This window comes from Pseudomonas koreensis (assembly GCF_036668835.1).
GTDB classification, from domain to species: Bacteria; Pseudomonadota; Gammaproteobacteria; order Pseudomonadales; family Pseudomonadaceae; genus Aquipseudomonas; species Aquipseudomonas koreensis_I.
Window position 1 is genome coordinate 272,280 of sequence record NZ_JAZEVW010000007.1, and the last position, 13,877, is coordinate 286,156.

16 protein-coding genes are annotated in these 13,877 nt (G+C 60.1%); 8 read left to right on the forward strand and 8 right to left on the reverse strand.

The genetic code is table 11. From position 1 onward, the window contains the following. Positions 1-250: 250 nt before the first annotated feature. Both leuC and leuD read left to right on the forward strand, forming a co-directional pair. The gene (leuC, locus tag V6F91_RS20690; RefSeq protein ID WP_332767668.1) at positions 251-1,669 is read left to right on the forward strand and encodes a 3-isopropylmalate dehydratase large subunit; all 1,419 of its coding nucleotides are present in this window, start codon (positions 251-253) and stop codon (positions 1,667-1,669) included. Beyond that, positions 1,666-2,280 (forward strand): 3-isopropylmalate dehydratase small subunit, encoded by a 615-nt coding sequence (leuD, locus tag V6F91_RS20695; RefSeq protein ID WP_332767670.1) that lies wholly within the window; start codon positions 1,666-1,668, stop codon positions 2,278-2,280. Before leuC ends, leuD begins: the two co-directional genes overlap by 4 nt. A 29-nt stretch (positions 2,281-2,309) precedes the next feature. Here the strand turns inward: leuD and V6F91_RS20700 are convergent, their stop codons facing one another. The 4 genes from V6F91_RS20700 to soxR all read right to left on the reverse strand — a co-directional run bounded on the left by V6F91_RS20700 (position 2,310) and on the right by soxR (position 5,398). Then, positions 2,310-3,260 carry a LysR substrate-binding domain-containing protein gene (locus V6F91_RS20700; protein WP_332767673.1) on the reverse strand — a complete coding sequence of 317 codons (951 nt, stop codon included), beginning with the start codon at positions 3,258-3,260 and terminating at the stop codon, positions 2,310-2,312. 24 nt (positions 3,261-3,284) lie between these two features. Then, entirely contained in the window at positions 3,285-4,160 is an 876-nt protein-coding gene (locus tag V6F91_RS20705; RefSeq protein WP_332767675.1) for an alpha/beta hydrolase, read from the reverse strand. Between the two features lie 224 nt (positions 4,161-4,384). Further along, positions 4,385-4,843, reverse strand: a complete 459-nt coding sequence (locus tag V6F91_RS20710; RefSeq protein ID WP_332767677.1) for a VOC family protein — start codon at positions 4,841-4,843, stop codon at positions 4,385-4,387. A gap of 102 nt (positions 4,844-4,945) precedes the next feature. Then, on the reverse strand, positions 4,946-5,398 hold the full coding sequence (gene soxR, locus V6F91_RS20715) for a redox-sensitive transcriptional activator SoxR (RefSeq protein ID WP_332767679.1): 453 nt from the start codon (positions 5,396-5,398) through the stop codon (positions 4,946-4,948). Between the two features lie 90 nt (positions 5,399-5,488). Between soxR and V6F91_RS20720 the strand changes: the two genes are divergently transcribed. The 5 genes from V6F91_RS20720 (at position 5,489) to V6F91_RS20740 (ending at position 10,207) form a co-directional block, all read left to right on the forward strand. Next, complete coding sequence (locus V6F91_RS20720; RefSeq protein WP_332767681.1) at positions 5,489-5,854, forward strand: antibiotic biosynthesis monooxygenase; 366 nt, start codon at positions 5,489-5,491, stop codon at positions 5,852-5,854. Positions 5,855-5,984: 130 nt separating this feature from the next. Continuing rightward, complete coding sequence (locus V6F91_RS20725) at positions 5,985-6,254, forward strand: hypothetical protein (protein WP_090284800.1); 270 nt, start codon at positions 5,985-5,987, stop codon at positions 6,252-6,254. Between the two features lie 101 nt (positions 6,255-6,355). Further along, complete coding sequence (locus tag V6F91_RS20730) at positions 6,356-6,970, forward strand: LysE family translocator (protein ID WP_208940372.1); 615 nt, start codon at positions 6,356-6,358, stop codon at positions 6,968-6,970. Positions 6,971-7,175: 205 nt separating this feature from the next. Beyond that, complete coding sequence (locus V6F91_RS20735) at positions 7,176-8,342, forward strand: aminotransferase class V-fold PLP-dependent enzyme (protein ID WP_332767685.1); 1,167 nt, start codon at positions 7,176-7,178, stop codon at positions 8,340-8,342. 56 nt (positions 8,343-8,398) lie between these two features. Continuing rightward, the gene (locus tag V6F91_RS20740; protein WP_332767687.1) at positions 8,399-10,207 is read left to right on the forward strand and encodes an aminopeptidase P family protein; all 1,809 of its coding nucleotides are present in this window, start codon (positions 8,399-8,401) and stop codon (positions 10,205-10,207) included. 49 nt (positions 10,208-10,256) lie between these two features. Here V6F91_RS20740 and V6F91_RS20745 read toward each other — a convergent pair whose 3' ends face one another. Both V6F91_RS20745 and V6F91_RS20750 read right to left on the reverse strand, forming a co-directional pair. Then, a complete protein-coding gene (locus tag V6F91_RS20745; RefSeq protein WP_332767712.1) occupies positions 10,257-10,853 on the reverse strand; it encodes a 2-hydroxychromene-2-carboxylate isomerase in 597 nt (198 codons plus the stop codon). Positions 10,854-10,901: 48 nt separating this feature from the next. Next, on the reverse strand, positions 10,902-11,630 hold the full coding sequence (locus V6F91_RS20750; RefSeq protein WP_332767689.1) for an SDR family oxidoreductase: 729 nt from the start codon (positions 11,628-11,630) through the stop codon (positions 10,902-10,904). Between the two features lie 91 nt (positions 11,631-11,721). Between V6F91_RS20750 and V6F91_RS20755 the strand changes: the two genes are divergently transcribed. Then, positions 11,722-12,285: a TetR/AcrR family transcriptional regulator gene (locus V6F91_RS20755; RefSeq protein ID WP_332767691.1), complete on the forward strand. Its 564-nt coding sequence runs from the start codon at positions 11,722-11,724 to the stop codon at positions 12,283-12,285. 1 nt (position 12,286) lies between these two features. Here V6F91_RS20755 and V6F91_RS20760 read toward each other — a convergent pair whose 3' ends face one another. Further along, positions 12,287-12,568 (reverse strand): hypothetical protein, encoded by a 282-nt coding sequence (locus tag V6F91_RS20760; protein WP_332767693.1) that lies wholly within the window; start codon positions 12,566-12,568, stop codon positions 12,287-12,289. 167 nt (positions 12,569-12,735) lie between these two features. After that, on the reverse strand, positions 12,736-13,623 hold the full coding sequence (rhtA, locus tag V6F91_RS20765) for a threonine/homoserine exporter RhtA (protein WP_332767695.1): 888 nt from the start codon (positions 13,621-13,623) through the stop codon (positions 12,736-12,738). Positions 13,624-13,877 lie beyond the last annotated feature (254 nt).

The window sequence follows — 13,877 nt, forward strand, 5'->3', positions numbered from 1 at the left end:
ATGTTTCGCGTTTCGCCTCAATCACAACAAGTCCCCTGTAGGAGCGAGCCTGCTTGCGAAGGCGCCGGATCAGACAATGCATTCGTGCCTGACCCACCGCTTTCGCGAGCAGGCTCGCTCCCACAAGGGAAATTTCGGTGTGTCGGGATCGAACACGCTTCATGAACGACGCCATCACCCTCTGCCAATTGATGGCCGGTGCATGCTCCCTATGATGGGCATCACCGGATTCCTCAATGAGCGCCCCGTGATGACCGCCAGAACCCTCTACGCCAAACACATCGATTCGCACACGGTTTGCCGTCTCGATGATCAGGGCCATGTGCTGTTGTATATCGATCGCCAGGTGATCAACGAATACACCAGCCCGCAGGCCTTCAGCGGTTTGCGTGCGGCCGGGCGCAAGGTGTGGCGGCCGGGCACGGCGCTGGCGGTGGTCGATCACGTCAACCCGACCGCGCCGCTGCGCATCGCTGCCATGCCCGACGCGGGCGGTGCCCGGCAAGTGTCGTACCTGGCAGAAAACTGCCGGGACTTCGGCATCGAATTGCTCGACATCCTCGACAAGCGTCAGGGCATCGAACATGTGATCGCCCCGGAGCAGGGCTTCATTCTGCCGGGCATGGTGATTGCCGCTGGCGACAGCCACACCACGACCTACGGCGCCCTCGGTGCCTTTGGTTTTGGCATCGGCACCTCCGAGATCGAGCACCTGCTGGCGTCACAGACCCTGATCTACAAACGCCTGAAAACCCTGCGCGTGACCATCGATGGCGCACTGCCGCCGGGCCTGACCTCCAAAGACGTGATCATGGCGCTGATCGGTCGAATCGGCGCTTCCGGGGCCAGCGGTTATGCGATTGAATTCTGCGGTTCGACCATCGATGCGTTGAGCGTCGAAGCGCGCATGACCATCTGCAACATGGCGGTCGAGGCCGGCGCGCGCGGAGCGTTCATGGCGCCGGATGAAAAGGTGTTCGCCTACCTCAAGGGCAAACCAAGGGCGCCGGTTGGCGCACTGTGGGAACAGGGCGTGGAAAAATGGCGCGAACTGCGCAGTGATCCGGGCGCGGAGTTTGACCGCGAGATCCACCTCGATGCCAGCGTCCTTGAGCCGATGGTCACCTGGGGCACCAGCCCGGATCAGGCTGCCGCTATTGGCGCGCGTGTACCGGACCCGCAAGCGATCAGCGATCCGATCCTGCGTCAGGACATGCGCCGCGCCCTGAATTACATGGGCCTCGAAGCGGGCATGGCGCTCAGCGAGATCGTCATCAGCCACGCCTTTATTGGCTCGTGCACCAATGCGCGCATCGAAGATTTGCGTGACGCCGCCCGAATCGTCGACGGCCGGCGAGTGGCCGGGCACGTGCGGGCGATGATCGTGCCCGGTTCCAGCGAAGTCCGCGCCCAGGCTGAGGCGGAAGGGCTGGCGCAGATCTTTATCGACGCCGGTTTCGAATGGCGCCAGTCCGGTTGCTCGATGTGTCTGGCGATGAACGACGATGTGCTCGCATCCGGCGACCGCTGCGCCTCCAGCACCAACCGCAACTTCGAAGGCCGCCAGGGCGCCGGCGCGCGCACCCATCTGATGAGCCCGGCGATGGTCGCCGCCGCGGCGATCAGCGGCCGACTCACCGATGTCCGCGATTTTGGAGAACGCCCATGAGCCTGCAACCCTTCACTCACGTCAGCGGTCAGGCCGCGCCGTTGCTGGCGGCCAATATCGACACCGACGTGATCATGCCCAAGCAATTCCTCAAGGGTATTGATCGGCAGGGACTGGATCGCGGGCTGTTCTTCGATCTGCGCTTTCTGCGCGATGGCGGTCCCAACCCCGACTTCGTGCTGAATCAACCGGTGTGGCAGGGCGCGAGTTTTCTTGTGGTCGGGCCGAATTTCGGCTGCGGTTCCAGCCGCGAACATGCGGTGTGGGGGTTGCAGCAGATGGGTATCCGCGCTTTGATCGGCAGCAGTTTCGCCGGGATCTTCTACGACAATTGCCAGCGTAACGGCGTGTTGTTGATCACCCTGGAAGAGGCGCAGTTGCAGCGGATTGGCCGGCTGGTCGGGCAGCCGGAGACGGCGCGGATCAGTATTGACCTCGAGGCGCAGCAGATCCGCCTGGCGGATGGCTCGGTAGTGGATTTTCAGATCGACATCTTGCGCAAAAGCGCCTTGCTGCTGGGGCTGGATGCGATTGGCAGCACCTTGCAGCGGCGCGAGCAGATCGAGGCCTTTGAGCGCGAGCATCTGGCCAATAATCCGTGGCTCGCCTGACTCCCACAAGGGTTCTGTGGTGTTTGCAGTTACAGCGACAGTCCTTTGAAATGGTCCTGCAAGAACTCCACACACGCGCGCAATTTCCCCGAGTGCGCCAGGCGCGTCGGGTAAACCGCCCAGACGTTGGCGCTCTGGCTGTAAGCATCGAGCACCCGCACCAGGCGTCCTTGCTCCAGCATGGGTTTCACATCCCACAGTGAACGCAGCAGAATCCCGCGGCCGTCCAGCGCCCATTGCAGGACAATCTCGCCGTTGTTCGAGGACAACGGGCCGCTGACCCGCACGGTTTCTTCGCCATTGTCACCGTCCAGATTCCAGATGCCGAAAGCGTTGTCGCGCTCCTTGATCACCAGGCAGTCATGCGCTTGCAGGTCTTCGAGGGTCTGCGGTGTTCCGCGGCGTTGCAGGTACGCGGGGGCGGCGCACAGCACGCGGCGATTACTGACCAGCCTGCGGCCGATGTGCTGGCCGGGAAGGTCATCGCCCACGCGAATCTCCAGATCGAAGCCTTCGTCGATGATATCCACCACCCGGTCAAACAGGTCGAGACGAATCTCCAGCTGCGGATAGCGTTCCGCCAAGAGCGACACCGCTGGCGCCACGTGATTGCGGCCGAAGCCGAAGCTGCTGCAGATATGCAGACGCCCACGCGGACTGGCGTGGGCATCGGACAGTTCGTCGTGCAATTGCTGAAAGTCATCGAGAATGCGCAGCGCCCAACGTTGCACGCGCTCGCCGTCCTCGGTCAGGGACACGCGACGGCTGGTGCGGTGCAGCAGACGTGTGCCGAGAGTGCTTTCGAGAATCTGAATGCGTTTGCTGACATAGGCCGGTGACAAGCCCAAATCATCCGCAGCGGCCGCGAAGCCGTTCTTGCGAATCACCGTGAGCAACACACGCAGGTCTTCGGGCAGGGGCAAGGCGTCGTTATTCCGGGACATGTCTAAACGGGCACTGGCGGCACAAGCCGCCAGCATAGCACCGCGCTGTGCAGGCGCGGCTCAGCGCAGAAACGCCAGCGCATCGGCCAGCAGCAATTCGGGGACTTCTTCGGCGATGTAATGGCCAGCGGGCAAGGCTTTGCCGCTGACATTGGCGGCTACCTCTTGCCATTCTTTGAGCGGATCGAAGCAATTCCCGACGGTGCCTTCCGCACCCCACAGCACGCGCAACGGCAAATTCAACCGATGCCCGGCGGCGATGTCGGCGCGGTCATGCTCCAGATCGATGCTGGCGCTGGCGCGGTAATCCTCGCAGAGGCCGCGTGCACTGCCCGGTTGTCGCAGGCAACGCAGGTATTCGCCAAACGCCTCATCGGTGAACGGCTTGAACCCGGCGCTGCGACTGCCCATGACACTGCGCAGATAGCCTTCAGGATCGGCTTCGATCAGAGTTTCCGGCAGCGGCGCCGGGCGGATCAGGAAGAACCAGTGCCAGTACGCGCGGGCGAAGGCTTCGTTGGTCTGCGCATACATCGACAGGGTCGGCGCGATGTCCAGCAGCATCATGCGTTGCACGGCTTCAGCGTGGTCGAGCGCCAGACGATGAGCGACCCTTGCGCCGCGGTCGTGAGCGAGGATCGAGAACTGCGCAAACCCCAGCGACTGCATCAACTCGACATTGTCGCGGGCCATTTCACGTTTTGAATAATTGCTGTGCACGTCATCCGCCGGCGGACGGCTGCTGTCGCCGTAACCGCGCAGGTCGGCGGCGACCACGGTGAAATGCTCGGCCAACGGTTCGGCGATCTTGTGCCAGATTACGTGGGTCTGCGGGTGCCCGTGCAGCAGCAATAATCCTGGGCCGCTGCCACCGATGCGGCAGGCGATGTCGACGCCGTTGACGTGACGCTGGTCTTTGCGGAATCCGGCGAACATCGGGTTGGTCCTTCTTTCAGGGTTCTTGTTGGATGCATCCTGAAATCGTCCGGAGTGTGTGGCAAGGGCTAAAGCGTGGTGGGCAGGTTCATGAACTGTGTTCAGGGAGTTTTGCAGTGCTTTTGCTAGCCCCTTCGCGAGCAGGCTCGCTCCCACGGTTGAAATGCATTTCCATTGTGGGAGCGCGCCTGCTCGCGAAGAGGCCGGGGCAGACGCCAAAGCGCTCAACTCTGTTGAAACATCTCCATCGCCCGCTGCCTGATCTGCTCTTCAGTCAAATCCTCCTTGTGCGTAGCCAGAAACCACAGATGCCCGTACGGATCCTTCAACGTCCCGCTGCGATCGCCGTAGAACTGATCCTTGACCTCTGACACCATGGTCGCCCCGGCATCCAGCGCCTGTTGAAACGATCGATCAACATCGGCCACATACAGATGCAAACCGACCGAAACCGCATGATCGGGATTGCTCAAAGGCCCCTGATCACACGGCGAACCGAGCATGATTGCGCTGTCACCGATGCGCAGCTCGGCGTGCCCGATGGAGCCGTCGGGCATGGCCAGGCGCATGACCTCGGTGGCGCCGAAGGCTTTTTTATAGAAATCGATGGCCTCGGCGGCTTTGTGAATGCCGAGATAGGGGGTAATGCTGTGATACCCCTCGGGAATGGGTTTGACGCTCATGACGTTCTCCCTGATTTTGTTCTACGAAATTGCTCTCACCGGATGGGTGGAGAAATCACTATAGAACGCTCGGAGCGGTGCAGAGGTTGGCCCGACGAGCCGTCAATCGTTGGGGAAATGTGGCCCGGGCCCCTGTTCACCAAGTACATCGCCGTGATTGCGCAGCGGGCAGGCCTCCATCGACAAACAGCCGCAACCGATGCAGCCGTCGAGGCGGTCGCGCAGTAACAGCAACTGTTCGATACGCTCATCGAGCTCCTTGCGCCAGCGCTCGGAGAGGATCTTCCAGTCGGCTGCCGTGGGCGCGCGATCGTCCGGGAGCATTTGCAGCGCGTCGCCAATCTGCGCCAATGGAATGCCCAGGCGCTGCGCCACTTTGATCAGCGCCACCCGGCGCAGCACCTCACGCCCATAGCGGCGCTGATTGCCCGCGTTGCGCTGGCTCTTGATCAAGCCTTTGGTTTCATAAAAATGCAGCGCCGTGACCGAGACGCCGCTGCGCGCCGCCACTTCACCAACGGTCAACGGTTTACGCACCTGTTCTTTGCTGATCATCGAAAACAGCTCTTGACCTTGACTTAACTGGAGGTTTTACCCTGCTGGCCTTCGAGTCGCAAGATTCGCCTGACGATAAGTGGGGACACCATGCAAGCATCCACGCAAAACCGCAGCTTCACGCAGTTGATCGAATTTGAAATCGAACCGGTGCAGCAGCCAGCCCTGGTGGCGGAGCTGGCGCTGCAAACCGAGCGCCTGGCCCAGCGTTATGCCGGGTTCGTCAGCGCCAGCGTGCAAGCCAGCGACGATGGCCGACGCGTGCTGGGGTTTCTGCAATGGCAGACCCGCGAGGCGGGCGAGGCGGCGTTTCGCAGTTTCGAGACCGGTGAGCAGGATTTCTGGCAACTGATTCGTCGCCACCGGGCCAAAACCATCACCTTCAATTCGTTCCAGGTGCTTAGCAGCATCGCCCGCAGCCGCGACGACGCGCTGCATTGCCGGTTGCTCGGTTAGGCTGATTCGGCGATTCATCACTGCCCGTGGCGAATTACTGATAGCCACTATTGAGAGCGTTGATTTCTGCGCGAGCGTGCCGCGGCGTAGCCTTTCTACATCGACCAACACTGCTCGCCAGGACGCTCCCATGAATCGTTTACTGACTGTTTCGCTGCTGCTCGCTGTTTCCGTACTCGCCGGATGTGCCGGCCATGTCGCACCGGAATTACGCCCTTACACCGCCGAAGAATCCCGCGAACTGGCGCTGGAAGCGCTGAATCGCAGCGGCCTGTCCTTCGACGAATACCACGCTAAGAAAGCCGCACTGTTGGGTCAGCCGCAGAAATCCTACGGTTTCGACCAGCAAGGCGAGATGAGCGCCGAACGTGCCGTACAGCTGCACGGTCGCCCAAGCTGAAATACAACTGTACTGCTGCAAGTTTTCCGCAACTGTCCGTGGGCCGGGCGGGCGCAGTGGGATAGGGTCAACATCTGAATGACCTTGATGGACTGCCCGCTATGACCCTCTCGCTTGATCTGTTGTTGGGCTTTGCCCTGTTTGCCCTTGTCACCTCGATAACGCCGGGGCCGAACAACACCATGTTGTTGGCATCGGGGGTGAATTTCGGCTTCAACCGCACCATTCCGCACATGCTCGGTATTACCTGCGGCTTTTTCGTTCTGGTGGTGGCGGTGGGCTTTGGTCTGGGTGCGGTGTTCCAGAACTATCCGATCCTTTACACGATCCTGCGCTATGTCGGCGCGGCGTATCTGTTGTATCTGGCGTGGAAAATCGCCCACTCGGGGCCGGTCGGCGACAGTGTCGAAGGCGAGGCCAGGCCGATCAGCTATCTCGGTGCCGCGGCGTTTCAGTGGGTCAACCCGAAAGCCTGGATCATGGCCATCGGCGCGATCAGCACCTACACGCCGATGCAGGGCTATTTCACCAACGTCGTGGTGATCGCTGCGGTGTTCGCCATCATCAACTTGCCCAGCGTCGGTGTCTGGGCCGCCTGCGGCACGTTGCTGCGCAATGTACTGAAGGAACCGCGTTGGTTACGTGTGTTCAACTGGGGCATGGCCGCGCTGCTGGTGATTTCCCTGTACCCGTTACTTCTCGAAAGCTTTAGCTGACGCATTGCTTCAACCGCAGGCCGGATGCCTGTTAAGCTCGGCTTCAGGAGCGTTCCTACGCACTTTTAAATGAAGTTGTCCTTCTTTAACGGCATCCGATCAGGTATTGATGACGCTCTCGAACCGACGCGCAGCTCACAAGGCTGCGCTGTGCCGTTTGCAGACACGAGCCTCCTGATCCCGGAACACGCTCTGCGAGTCTTTTATGAACACACGTCCGTTGTATTTCGATTACGCCGCCACCACCCCGGTGGACGAGCGGGTCATCCAGGTGATGATCGAGTGTCTGGGTTTTCACGGCAATTTCGGTAATCCGGCCTCCAGCTCCCATGCCTTCGGCCAGCAGGCCCGGCACACGGTCGAGCAGGCGCGCCGGCAAGTCGCCGGACTGGTCGGCGCCGATGCCGAGCAGATCGTCTGGACCTCCGGCGCCACCGAATCCAACAACCTGGCCCTCAAGGGCGTGGCGCAGGCACGCGGTGTGCCCGGTGGCCACATCATCACCAGCCAGATCGAACACAAAGCCATCCTCGATACCGCCCGCCAGTTGCAGGACAGCGGCGTCGCCGTGACGTATCTGGTCCCCGACGCCAATGGTTTGATCACCGCGCAAGCGGTCAGCGAGGCGCTGCGCGACGACACTTTTCTGGTGTCGCTGATGCTGGTCAACAATGAGTTGGGCACCGTCAATGATGTTCAAGCGATTGGCGAAGTCGTGCGGGCCCGCGGCGCTTTGTTTCATGTGGATGCCGCGCAGGGTGCCGGCAAAATTGCCATCGATCTGCGGCAATGGCCGGTCGATCTGATGTCGTTTTCCGCGCACAAACTCTACGGCCCCAAAGGCATCGGCGCGTTGTACGTCGGCCTGCGGGCGCAGCAGCGTTTGCAGGCGCAGATTCACGGCGGCGGTCACGAAGGTGGATTGCGTTCCGGAACGTTGGCCACCCACCAGATTGCCGGCATGGGCGCCGCGTTTGCCTTGGCTGCCGAAGCCTTTGACGCAGAGAAAGCAACCATTGTCGCGCTGCGCCAACGCCTGCTCGAACAACTGTCGAGCCTGCCGGGCGTGCGCCTGAACGGCTGTGCCACCCAGCGCATCCCCCATACCTTGAGCGTGACCTTCAGCGAAGGTGAATTCAACAGTGCGGCGTTGAGCCAGTCGATCGCTTTTTCCGCAACGTCGGCGTGTAATTCGGCAAGTAACGCGCCGTCGCACGTGCTGCTGGCGTTGGGGCATGACGCGCATCTGGCCGGCCGCACCATCCGCTTGAGCCTTGGCCGTTTTACCACCGCCGAGGATGTCGACAAGGCCGTTGAACTGATCAAGAGCGCTTGCGCCAGTGCCCCGGCATTCTGGGCGACAGGACTTTAAACGAGCCGGATAAACGGCTACGAACAATAACGATGAAGTGATTAGCAGGAGACATGATGAGTACCCAGACCTCGACCGAAGGATTGGTGCCCCAGCGCTTGGCGCAGACCCGTGAACTGATGCGCCGCGAAGGTATCCATGCGTTGTTGGTGCCGTCCGCCGACCCGCATTTGTCGGAATACCTGCCGGGCTACTGGCAGGGTCGGCAATGGTTGTCGGGTTTCCATGGTTCGGTCGGCACGCTGATCGTCACCGCCGATTTTGCCGGGGTCTGGGCCGACAGCCGCTACTGGGAACAGGCGACCAAGGAACTCAAGGGCAGCGGCATCGAACTGGTCAAGCTGCAACCGGGGCAGCCGAGCCCGCTGGACTGGCTGGCCGAGCAGACGCCGGAAGGTGGTGTGGTCGCGGTTGACGGCGCGGTAATGGCCGTGGCATCGGCGCGTACCTTGAGCAGCAAGCTCGAAGCACGCGGGGCGCGCCTGCGCACCGACATCGACCTGCTGCAGGACGTCTGGAGCGACCGCCCGAGCCTGCCGAATGCCCCGATATATCCGCATCTGCCACCGCAGGCGACGGTCAGCCGCGGCGAAAAACTCGCCAGACTGCGCGAAACCTTGCAGGAGCGCGGGGCTGACTGGCATTTCATCGCCACCCTCGACGACATCGCCTGGCTGTTCAACCTGCGCGGCGGTGACGTGTCGTTCAACCCGGTGTTTGTCTCGTTTGCGTTGATCAGTCAACAGCAAGCGACGCTGTTCGTCGCGCTGAGCAAAGTCGACGCGAATTTGCGCGCAGTGCTGGAACAGGATGGCGTGACGCTGCGCGACTACAGCGACGTTGCGCACGCTTTGCGTGACGTACCGAAGGGCGCGAGCCTGCTGGTTGATCCGGCGCGAGTTACCACGGGCCTGCTGGACAACCTCGACAGCGAAGTGAAACTGGTCGAAGGCTTGAACCCGACCACGCTCGCCAAATCGCAAAAAAGCGAAGCGGATGCGCAACATATTCGGCGGGCAATGGAGCAGGACGGTGCGGCGCTGTGCGAGTTTTTCGCGTGGCTGGAATCGGCCTGGGGACGCGAACGCATTACCGAATTGACCATCGACGAGAAGCTCACTGCCGCACGTGAGCGACGTCCGGATTACGTCTCGCTGAGTTTCAACACCATTGCCGCGTTCAACGCCAACGGTGCCATGCCGCATTACCATGCCACAGAAGAAGAGCATGCGCTGATCGAAGGCGACGGCTTGCTGCTGATCGACTCCGGCGGCCAATATTTGGGCGGCACCACCGATATCACGCGGATGGTGCCAGTCGGTACGCCGACCGAAGAGCAGAAACGCGATTGCACGCGGGTGTTGAAAGGCGTCATTGCCCTGTCGCGGGCACGCTTCCCAAAAGGGATTCTCTCGCCGCTGCTGGACGCCATCGCCCGTGCGCCGATCTGGGCGGATAACGTCGATTACGGACACGGCACCGGGCATGGCGTTGGCTATTTCCTTAATGTCCACGAAGGTCCGCAAGTGATTGCCTACCAGGCCGCGCCTGCGCCGCAAACGGCCATGCAGCCGGGAATGATCACTTCGATCGAGCCGGGCACTTATCGTCCGGGTCGTTGGGGTGTGCGAATCGAGAACCTGGCGATGAACCGCGAGGCGGGCAGCAGCGAGTTCGGTGAATTTCTTGAGTTTGAAACCCTGACGCTGTGCCCGATCGACACGCGTTGCTTGTTGCCTGCTCTGCTTACACAAGACGAGAAACAGTGGTTCAACGGCTACCACGCCGAGGTGCGTGAACGCTTAAGCCCATTGCTGGAAGGCGCTGCGCTGGAATGGCTGAACACGCGGACCGCGGCCATTTAAGCGACTGTCACTCGGGCGCTGCCGCCAGCGCCCGGGTGTTTGCTATGCTTTAGAGCTGGCGCAATGCCGCTTCGACAAAATCCAATCGATCCTGTCCGAAGAACAACTGGTTGTCGACAAACATGCTCGGTGCGCCGAAAACACCGCGTTTAACGGCGGTTTCGGTATTTTCCTTGAGGGCTGCTTTGACTGTTTCGTCGTTAACCAACGCCATCACTGTCTGCGGGTCGAAACCGTGTTCAATCAATACGGCCGCTACGGTTTCTGGTTCATTCAAGCTGCGTCCTTCAACCCAAACCGCTTTGAACAGACAGTCGATAAAAGCCTGAAAACGTTCAGGCTGATGAAGCTGAATGCCCGTCACTGCGCGCATCAGCATCAGCGTATTGATCGGAAAGTGCGGATTGAATTTCAGCGGCACTGCGTAGCGTTTCGCATAGCGGTCCAGATCCTGAAACATGTAACGACCCTTCGCCGGAATCATCGCCGGTGATGCATTGCCGGTCGCCTTGAACACGCCACCAAGCAGCATCGGAATGTAGCGCAACTGACTGCCGGTTTCGGCGCAGATCTTCGGCAATTGGGTATAGGCCAGATAGGTGGCAGGGCTGCCGAGGTCGAAATAGAACTCCACGGTTTTCGTCATCATCGCGTCTCTCTGCTTGTTTTTATGGCGAGTAGTTATAGCGAGGGCTTACCAGCGTTCATTCCACGGGCGCAGATCAAGTTCAAAGGTCCAGGCGTCCCTCGGTTGGCTGTGCAGATACCAATAGTTCTCGGCAATGTGCTCGGGGTTGAGTATGCCGTCCTGATCTTTCGTCGCGTATTTCTCGGGGAAACTGGTGCGGATGAAGTCGGTATCGATAGCACCGTCGACCACAATATGGGCGACGTGGATGTTCATCGGCCCCAACTCCCGTGCCATGCTTTGCGCAAGTGCGCGAATACCGTGTTTGGCACCTGCGAACGCAGCGAATCCTGCAGCGCCACGCAGCCCGGCGGTTGCACCGGTGAACAGGATCGTGCCGCGCTGACGGGTGACCATGCGTTTGGCCACTTCGCGGGCATTGAGAAAGCCTGAGAAGCAGGCCATTTCCCAGATTTTGAAATACTTGCGTGCGGTTTCTTCGAGGATGCTGCAGGGCACGTTGGCGCCGATATTAAAGATAAAGGCTTCGATCGGACCGAGGCGGGTTTCGATGTCTTCAATCAGTGCAATGACATCCTCTTCCTTGCGCGCATCGCAGGCAAAACCGTGGGCTTCACCGCCTTCAGCGTTGATTGCGTCTACCAGCGGTTGCAACTTGTCGGCGCTGCGCCGGGTAACGCAAGCGACGAATCCCTCGCGGGCAAAACGCTTGGCAATCGCTCCGCCCGTTGAGTCTCCGGCGCCAACCACCAATACGACCTTCTTGTTATTCATGGGTGAATCCCTTTATTAAACGATCGTTAAGTGAACGAACGTTATGCTAGGATTCGGGCAACGTCAAGGTCGTCGATTCGAGGGTAATCCCATGCGCTATTCCGCCAGTCACAAGCTTGAAACACGAGAGAAGTTATTGCAGAGCAGCGCACTGTCGGCAAAACGCTCCGGGTTTTCCACGGTCGGCGTCGATGCGTTGATGAAAGCGATCGGCTTGAGTGGGGCGGCGTTCTACAGCCACTTCTCATCGAAAGATCAGTTGTTTACTGCGATTGTCGAACGCGAGCTGAGTCAAAGCCTTGAGCGCTTGGGCGGGAAGGGTGAACAGGATCGCGAGCGGTTGCAGCGCTGCCTCAAACACTATCTGAGTGTGTCTCACGTCGAGCAGCCTGAAGTTGGCTGCGCGTTGCCGGCGTTGGGCGCGGAAATTGCCCGCTCGGATGTACAAGTGCGCGAACAAGCGCAGTTGTGGATTTGCCGGTTGCATGAGCGCTGGGCTCAGATATTGGAAAGCGACAGCCTGGCGTGGTCGGTTCTGTCGCAATGCGTCGGCGCGCTGGTGGTGGCGCGCATGCTGGTCACGCCGGACATTCAGCAAGCGGTGCTGAAGTCCAGTCATGACGAGATCGGCCGTCAGATGGCCGAACCACGCTGAGCTATTTGCAGATGACGATCATGCTGCGGCTGGTGTAGCCGGCAGGGTTGAGACCAAAGGGATAGTCGCCGGGCTCTTCGACGGCGTCACCGGATTTGGCGATCACCTTGTAGCCTTTCGGCAAACAGGCATTGGCGGCGCTGGCGTAGCACTTGTCCCAGGAGGACGACAGCCCCGAACAGTTGATATGCAGCCCTTTTTTCCCGCGTTTGACCTGTGTTTCCGAAGTCGCCGCACAACCCGCAACTGCCAGGATGGCGATCAGTAGCAAAATTCGTTTCATTACCGTCCTTATAGCGGCCACGAGTCTGTCGCTCGGGTCTGCCTGTGTTCGCCACGCGTTGAGCGTTGTCCGTCCCTGTGTGAAAAAAATCCATGTCTGGCATTGGGTTACCGGGCTAAACATGGCCTAAATGCGCCGCAATTGCCAGACCTTCGTCACTTGCGCATTCAATCGGCCGCGATTGCCGGTTTCGCAGCGCTGCCCATGGTCATGGTGGCGCCGACGGAAGCCAGAATAATGCACAGAATGGCCATCCATTGTGACAGCGTGAGGAATTCCTGCAGAAACAACAGGCCGGACAGCGCGCCGAAGGCCGGCTCGATGCTCATCAATGTGCCAAACGTACGCGCCGGCATGCGCGTAAGTGCGACCATCTCCAGCGTGTAGGGCAGGGCGGTAGACAGAATCGCCACACCGATGGCAATCGGGATCAACGAGGGGGTCAACAGAGCTGCGCCTGCATGCACGATCCCGATCGGTGCTACGAACAGCGCGGCGATCATCACTCCAAGTGCAGCTGTCGTGACGCCATTATCGGCGCCGGCCTTTTGTCCGAACAGGATGTACAGCGCCCAGCAGACACCTGCGCCCAGTGCATAGCCGGCGCCCACCAGGTCGATACCGGCGCTGGTGGCTCCGGAGGGGATCAACAGGAACAAACCAACCGCAGCGAGGGCGATCCACAGAAAGTCGATTGCCCGGCGGGATGCATAGATAGCTACGGCGAGTGGGCCGGTGAATTCGAGGGCAACGGCGATGCCCAGTGGGACCGTGCGCAGTGACATATAGAAGAGGAAGTTCATGCCGCCCAGCGCCATCCCGTAAACGATCACGGTGCGCAGCGATCTGGCCGTCAGCTTGGCCCGCCAGGGGCGCAGTATGAGCAACATGATCACACTGGCAAACATAAGGCGCAGCGTGGTGGTGCCCTGGGCGCCAACCACGGGGAACATGCTTTTCGCCAGAGAGGCTCCGGACTGGATCGATGCCATGGCGATTAACAGCAGGCCAACCGGGAACAGCATGGAGGCAAGTGATCTTGGTTGGTTATTCATTGCGCGGCATCGTCCAATAGGTGAGAGCGTAAAAGGCTTGTTTTTAGAATTGAGCAATATACTGCGCATTGCTTTTGGCTACGTCTATATATAGAAGGTATTTTCGCCAGTTCCGATAGAAAAGCATAATTAACGGTTGACGGCAGATCTGAGGTGTCTATAATTCGCCCCACTTCCGGCGCAGTCGAAACGGAAAACTCCTTGAGATTCAATGAGTTAAGTAGGTTTCGACAGCAAGCGGCTTCAGTTCATCG

Bases quoted from the DNA above. Each gene is read 5' to 3' on its own strand.
- rhtA (WP_332767695.1), bottom strand. From the start codon at position 13,623: ATGAATAACCAACCAAGATCACTTGCCTCCATGCTGTTCCCGGTTGGC.
- V6F91_RS20755 (WP_332767691.1), top strand. From the start codon at position 11,722: ATGCGCTATTCCGCCAGTCACAAGCTTGAAACACGAGAGAAGTTATTG.
- V6F91_RS20730 (WP_208940372.1), top strand. From the start codon at position 6,356: ATGACCCTCTCGCTTGATCTGTTGTTGGGCTTTGCCCTGTTTGCCCTT.
- V6F91_RS20710 (WP_332767677.1), bottom strand. From the start codon at position 4,843: ATGAGCGTCAAACCCATTCCCGAGGGGTATCACAGCATTACCCCCTAT.
- V6F91_RS20740 (WP_332767687.1), top strand. From the start codon at position 8,399: ATGAGTACCCAGACCTCGACCGAAGGATTGGTGCCCCAGCGCTTGGCG.
- V6F91_RS20750 (WP_332767689.1), bottom strand. From the start codon at position 11,630: ATGAATAACAAGAAGGTCGTATTGGTGGTTGGCGCCGGAGACTCAACG.
- V6F91_RS20735 (WP_332767685.1), top strand. From the start codon at position 7,176: ATGAACACACGTCCGTTGTATTTCGATTACGCCGCCACCACCCCGGTG.
- soxR (WP_332767679.1), bottom strand. From the start codon at position 5,398: ATGATCAGCAAAGAACAGGTGCGTAAACCGTTGACCGTTGGTGAAGTG.
- leuC (WP_332767668.1), top strand. From the start codon at position 251: ATGACCGCCAGAACCCTCTACGCCAAACACATCGATTCGCACACGGTT.
- V6F91_RS20760 (WP_332767693.1), bottom strand. From the start codon at position 12,568: ATGAAACGAATTTTGCTACTGATCGCCATCCTGGCAGTTGCGGGTTGT.
- leuD (WP_332767670.1), top strand. From the start codon at position 1,666: ATGAGCCTGCAACCCTTCACTCACGTCAGCGGTCAGGCCGCGCCGTTG.
- V6F91_RS20700 (WP_332767673.1), bottom strand. From the start codon at position 3,260: ATGCTGGCGGCTTGTGCCGCCAGTGCCCGTTTAGACATGTCCCGGAAT.
- V6F91_RS20745 (WP_332767712.1), bottom strand. From the start codon at position 10,853: ATGACGAAAACCGTGGAGTTCTATTTCGACCTCGGCAGCCCTGCCACC.
- V6F91_RS20705 (WP_332767675.1), bottom strand. From the start codon at position 4,160: ATGTTCGCCGGATTCCGCAAAGACCAGCGTCACGTCAACGGCGTCGAC.
- V6F91_RS20720 (WP_332767681.1), top strand. From the start codon at position 5,489: ATGCAAGCATCCACGCAAAACCGCAGCTTCACGCAGTTGATCGAATTT.
- V6F91_RS20725 (WP_090284800.1), top strand. From the start codon at position 5,985: ATGAATCGTTTACTGACTGTTTCGCTGCTGCTCGCTGTTTCCGTACTC.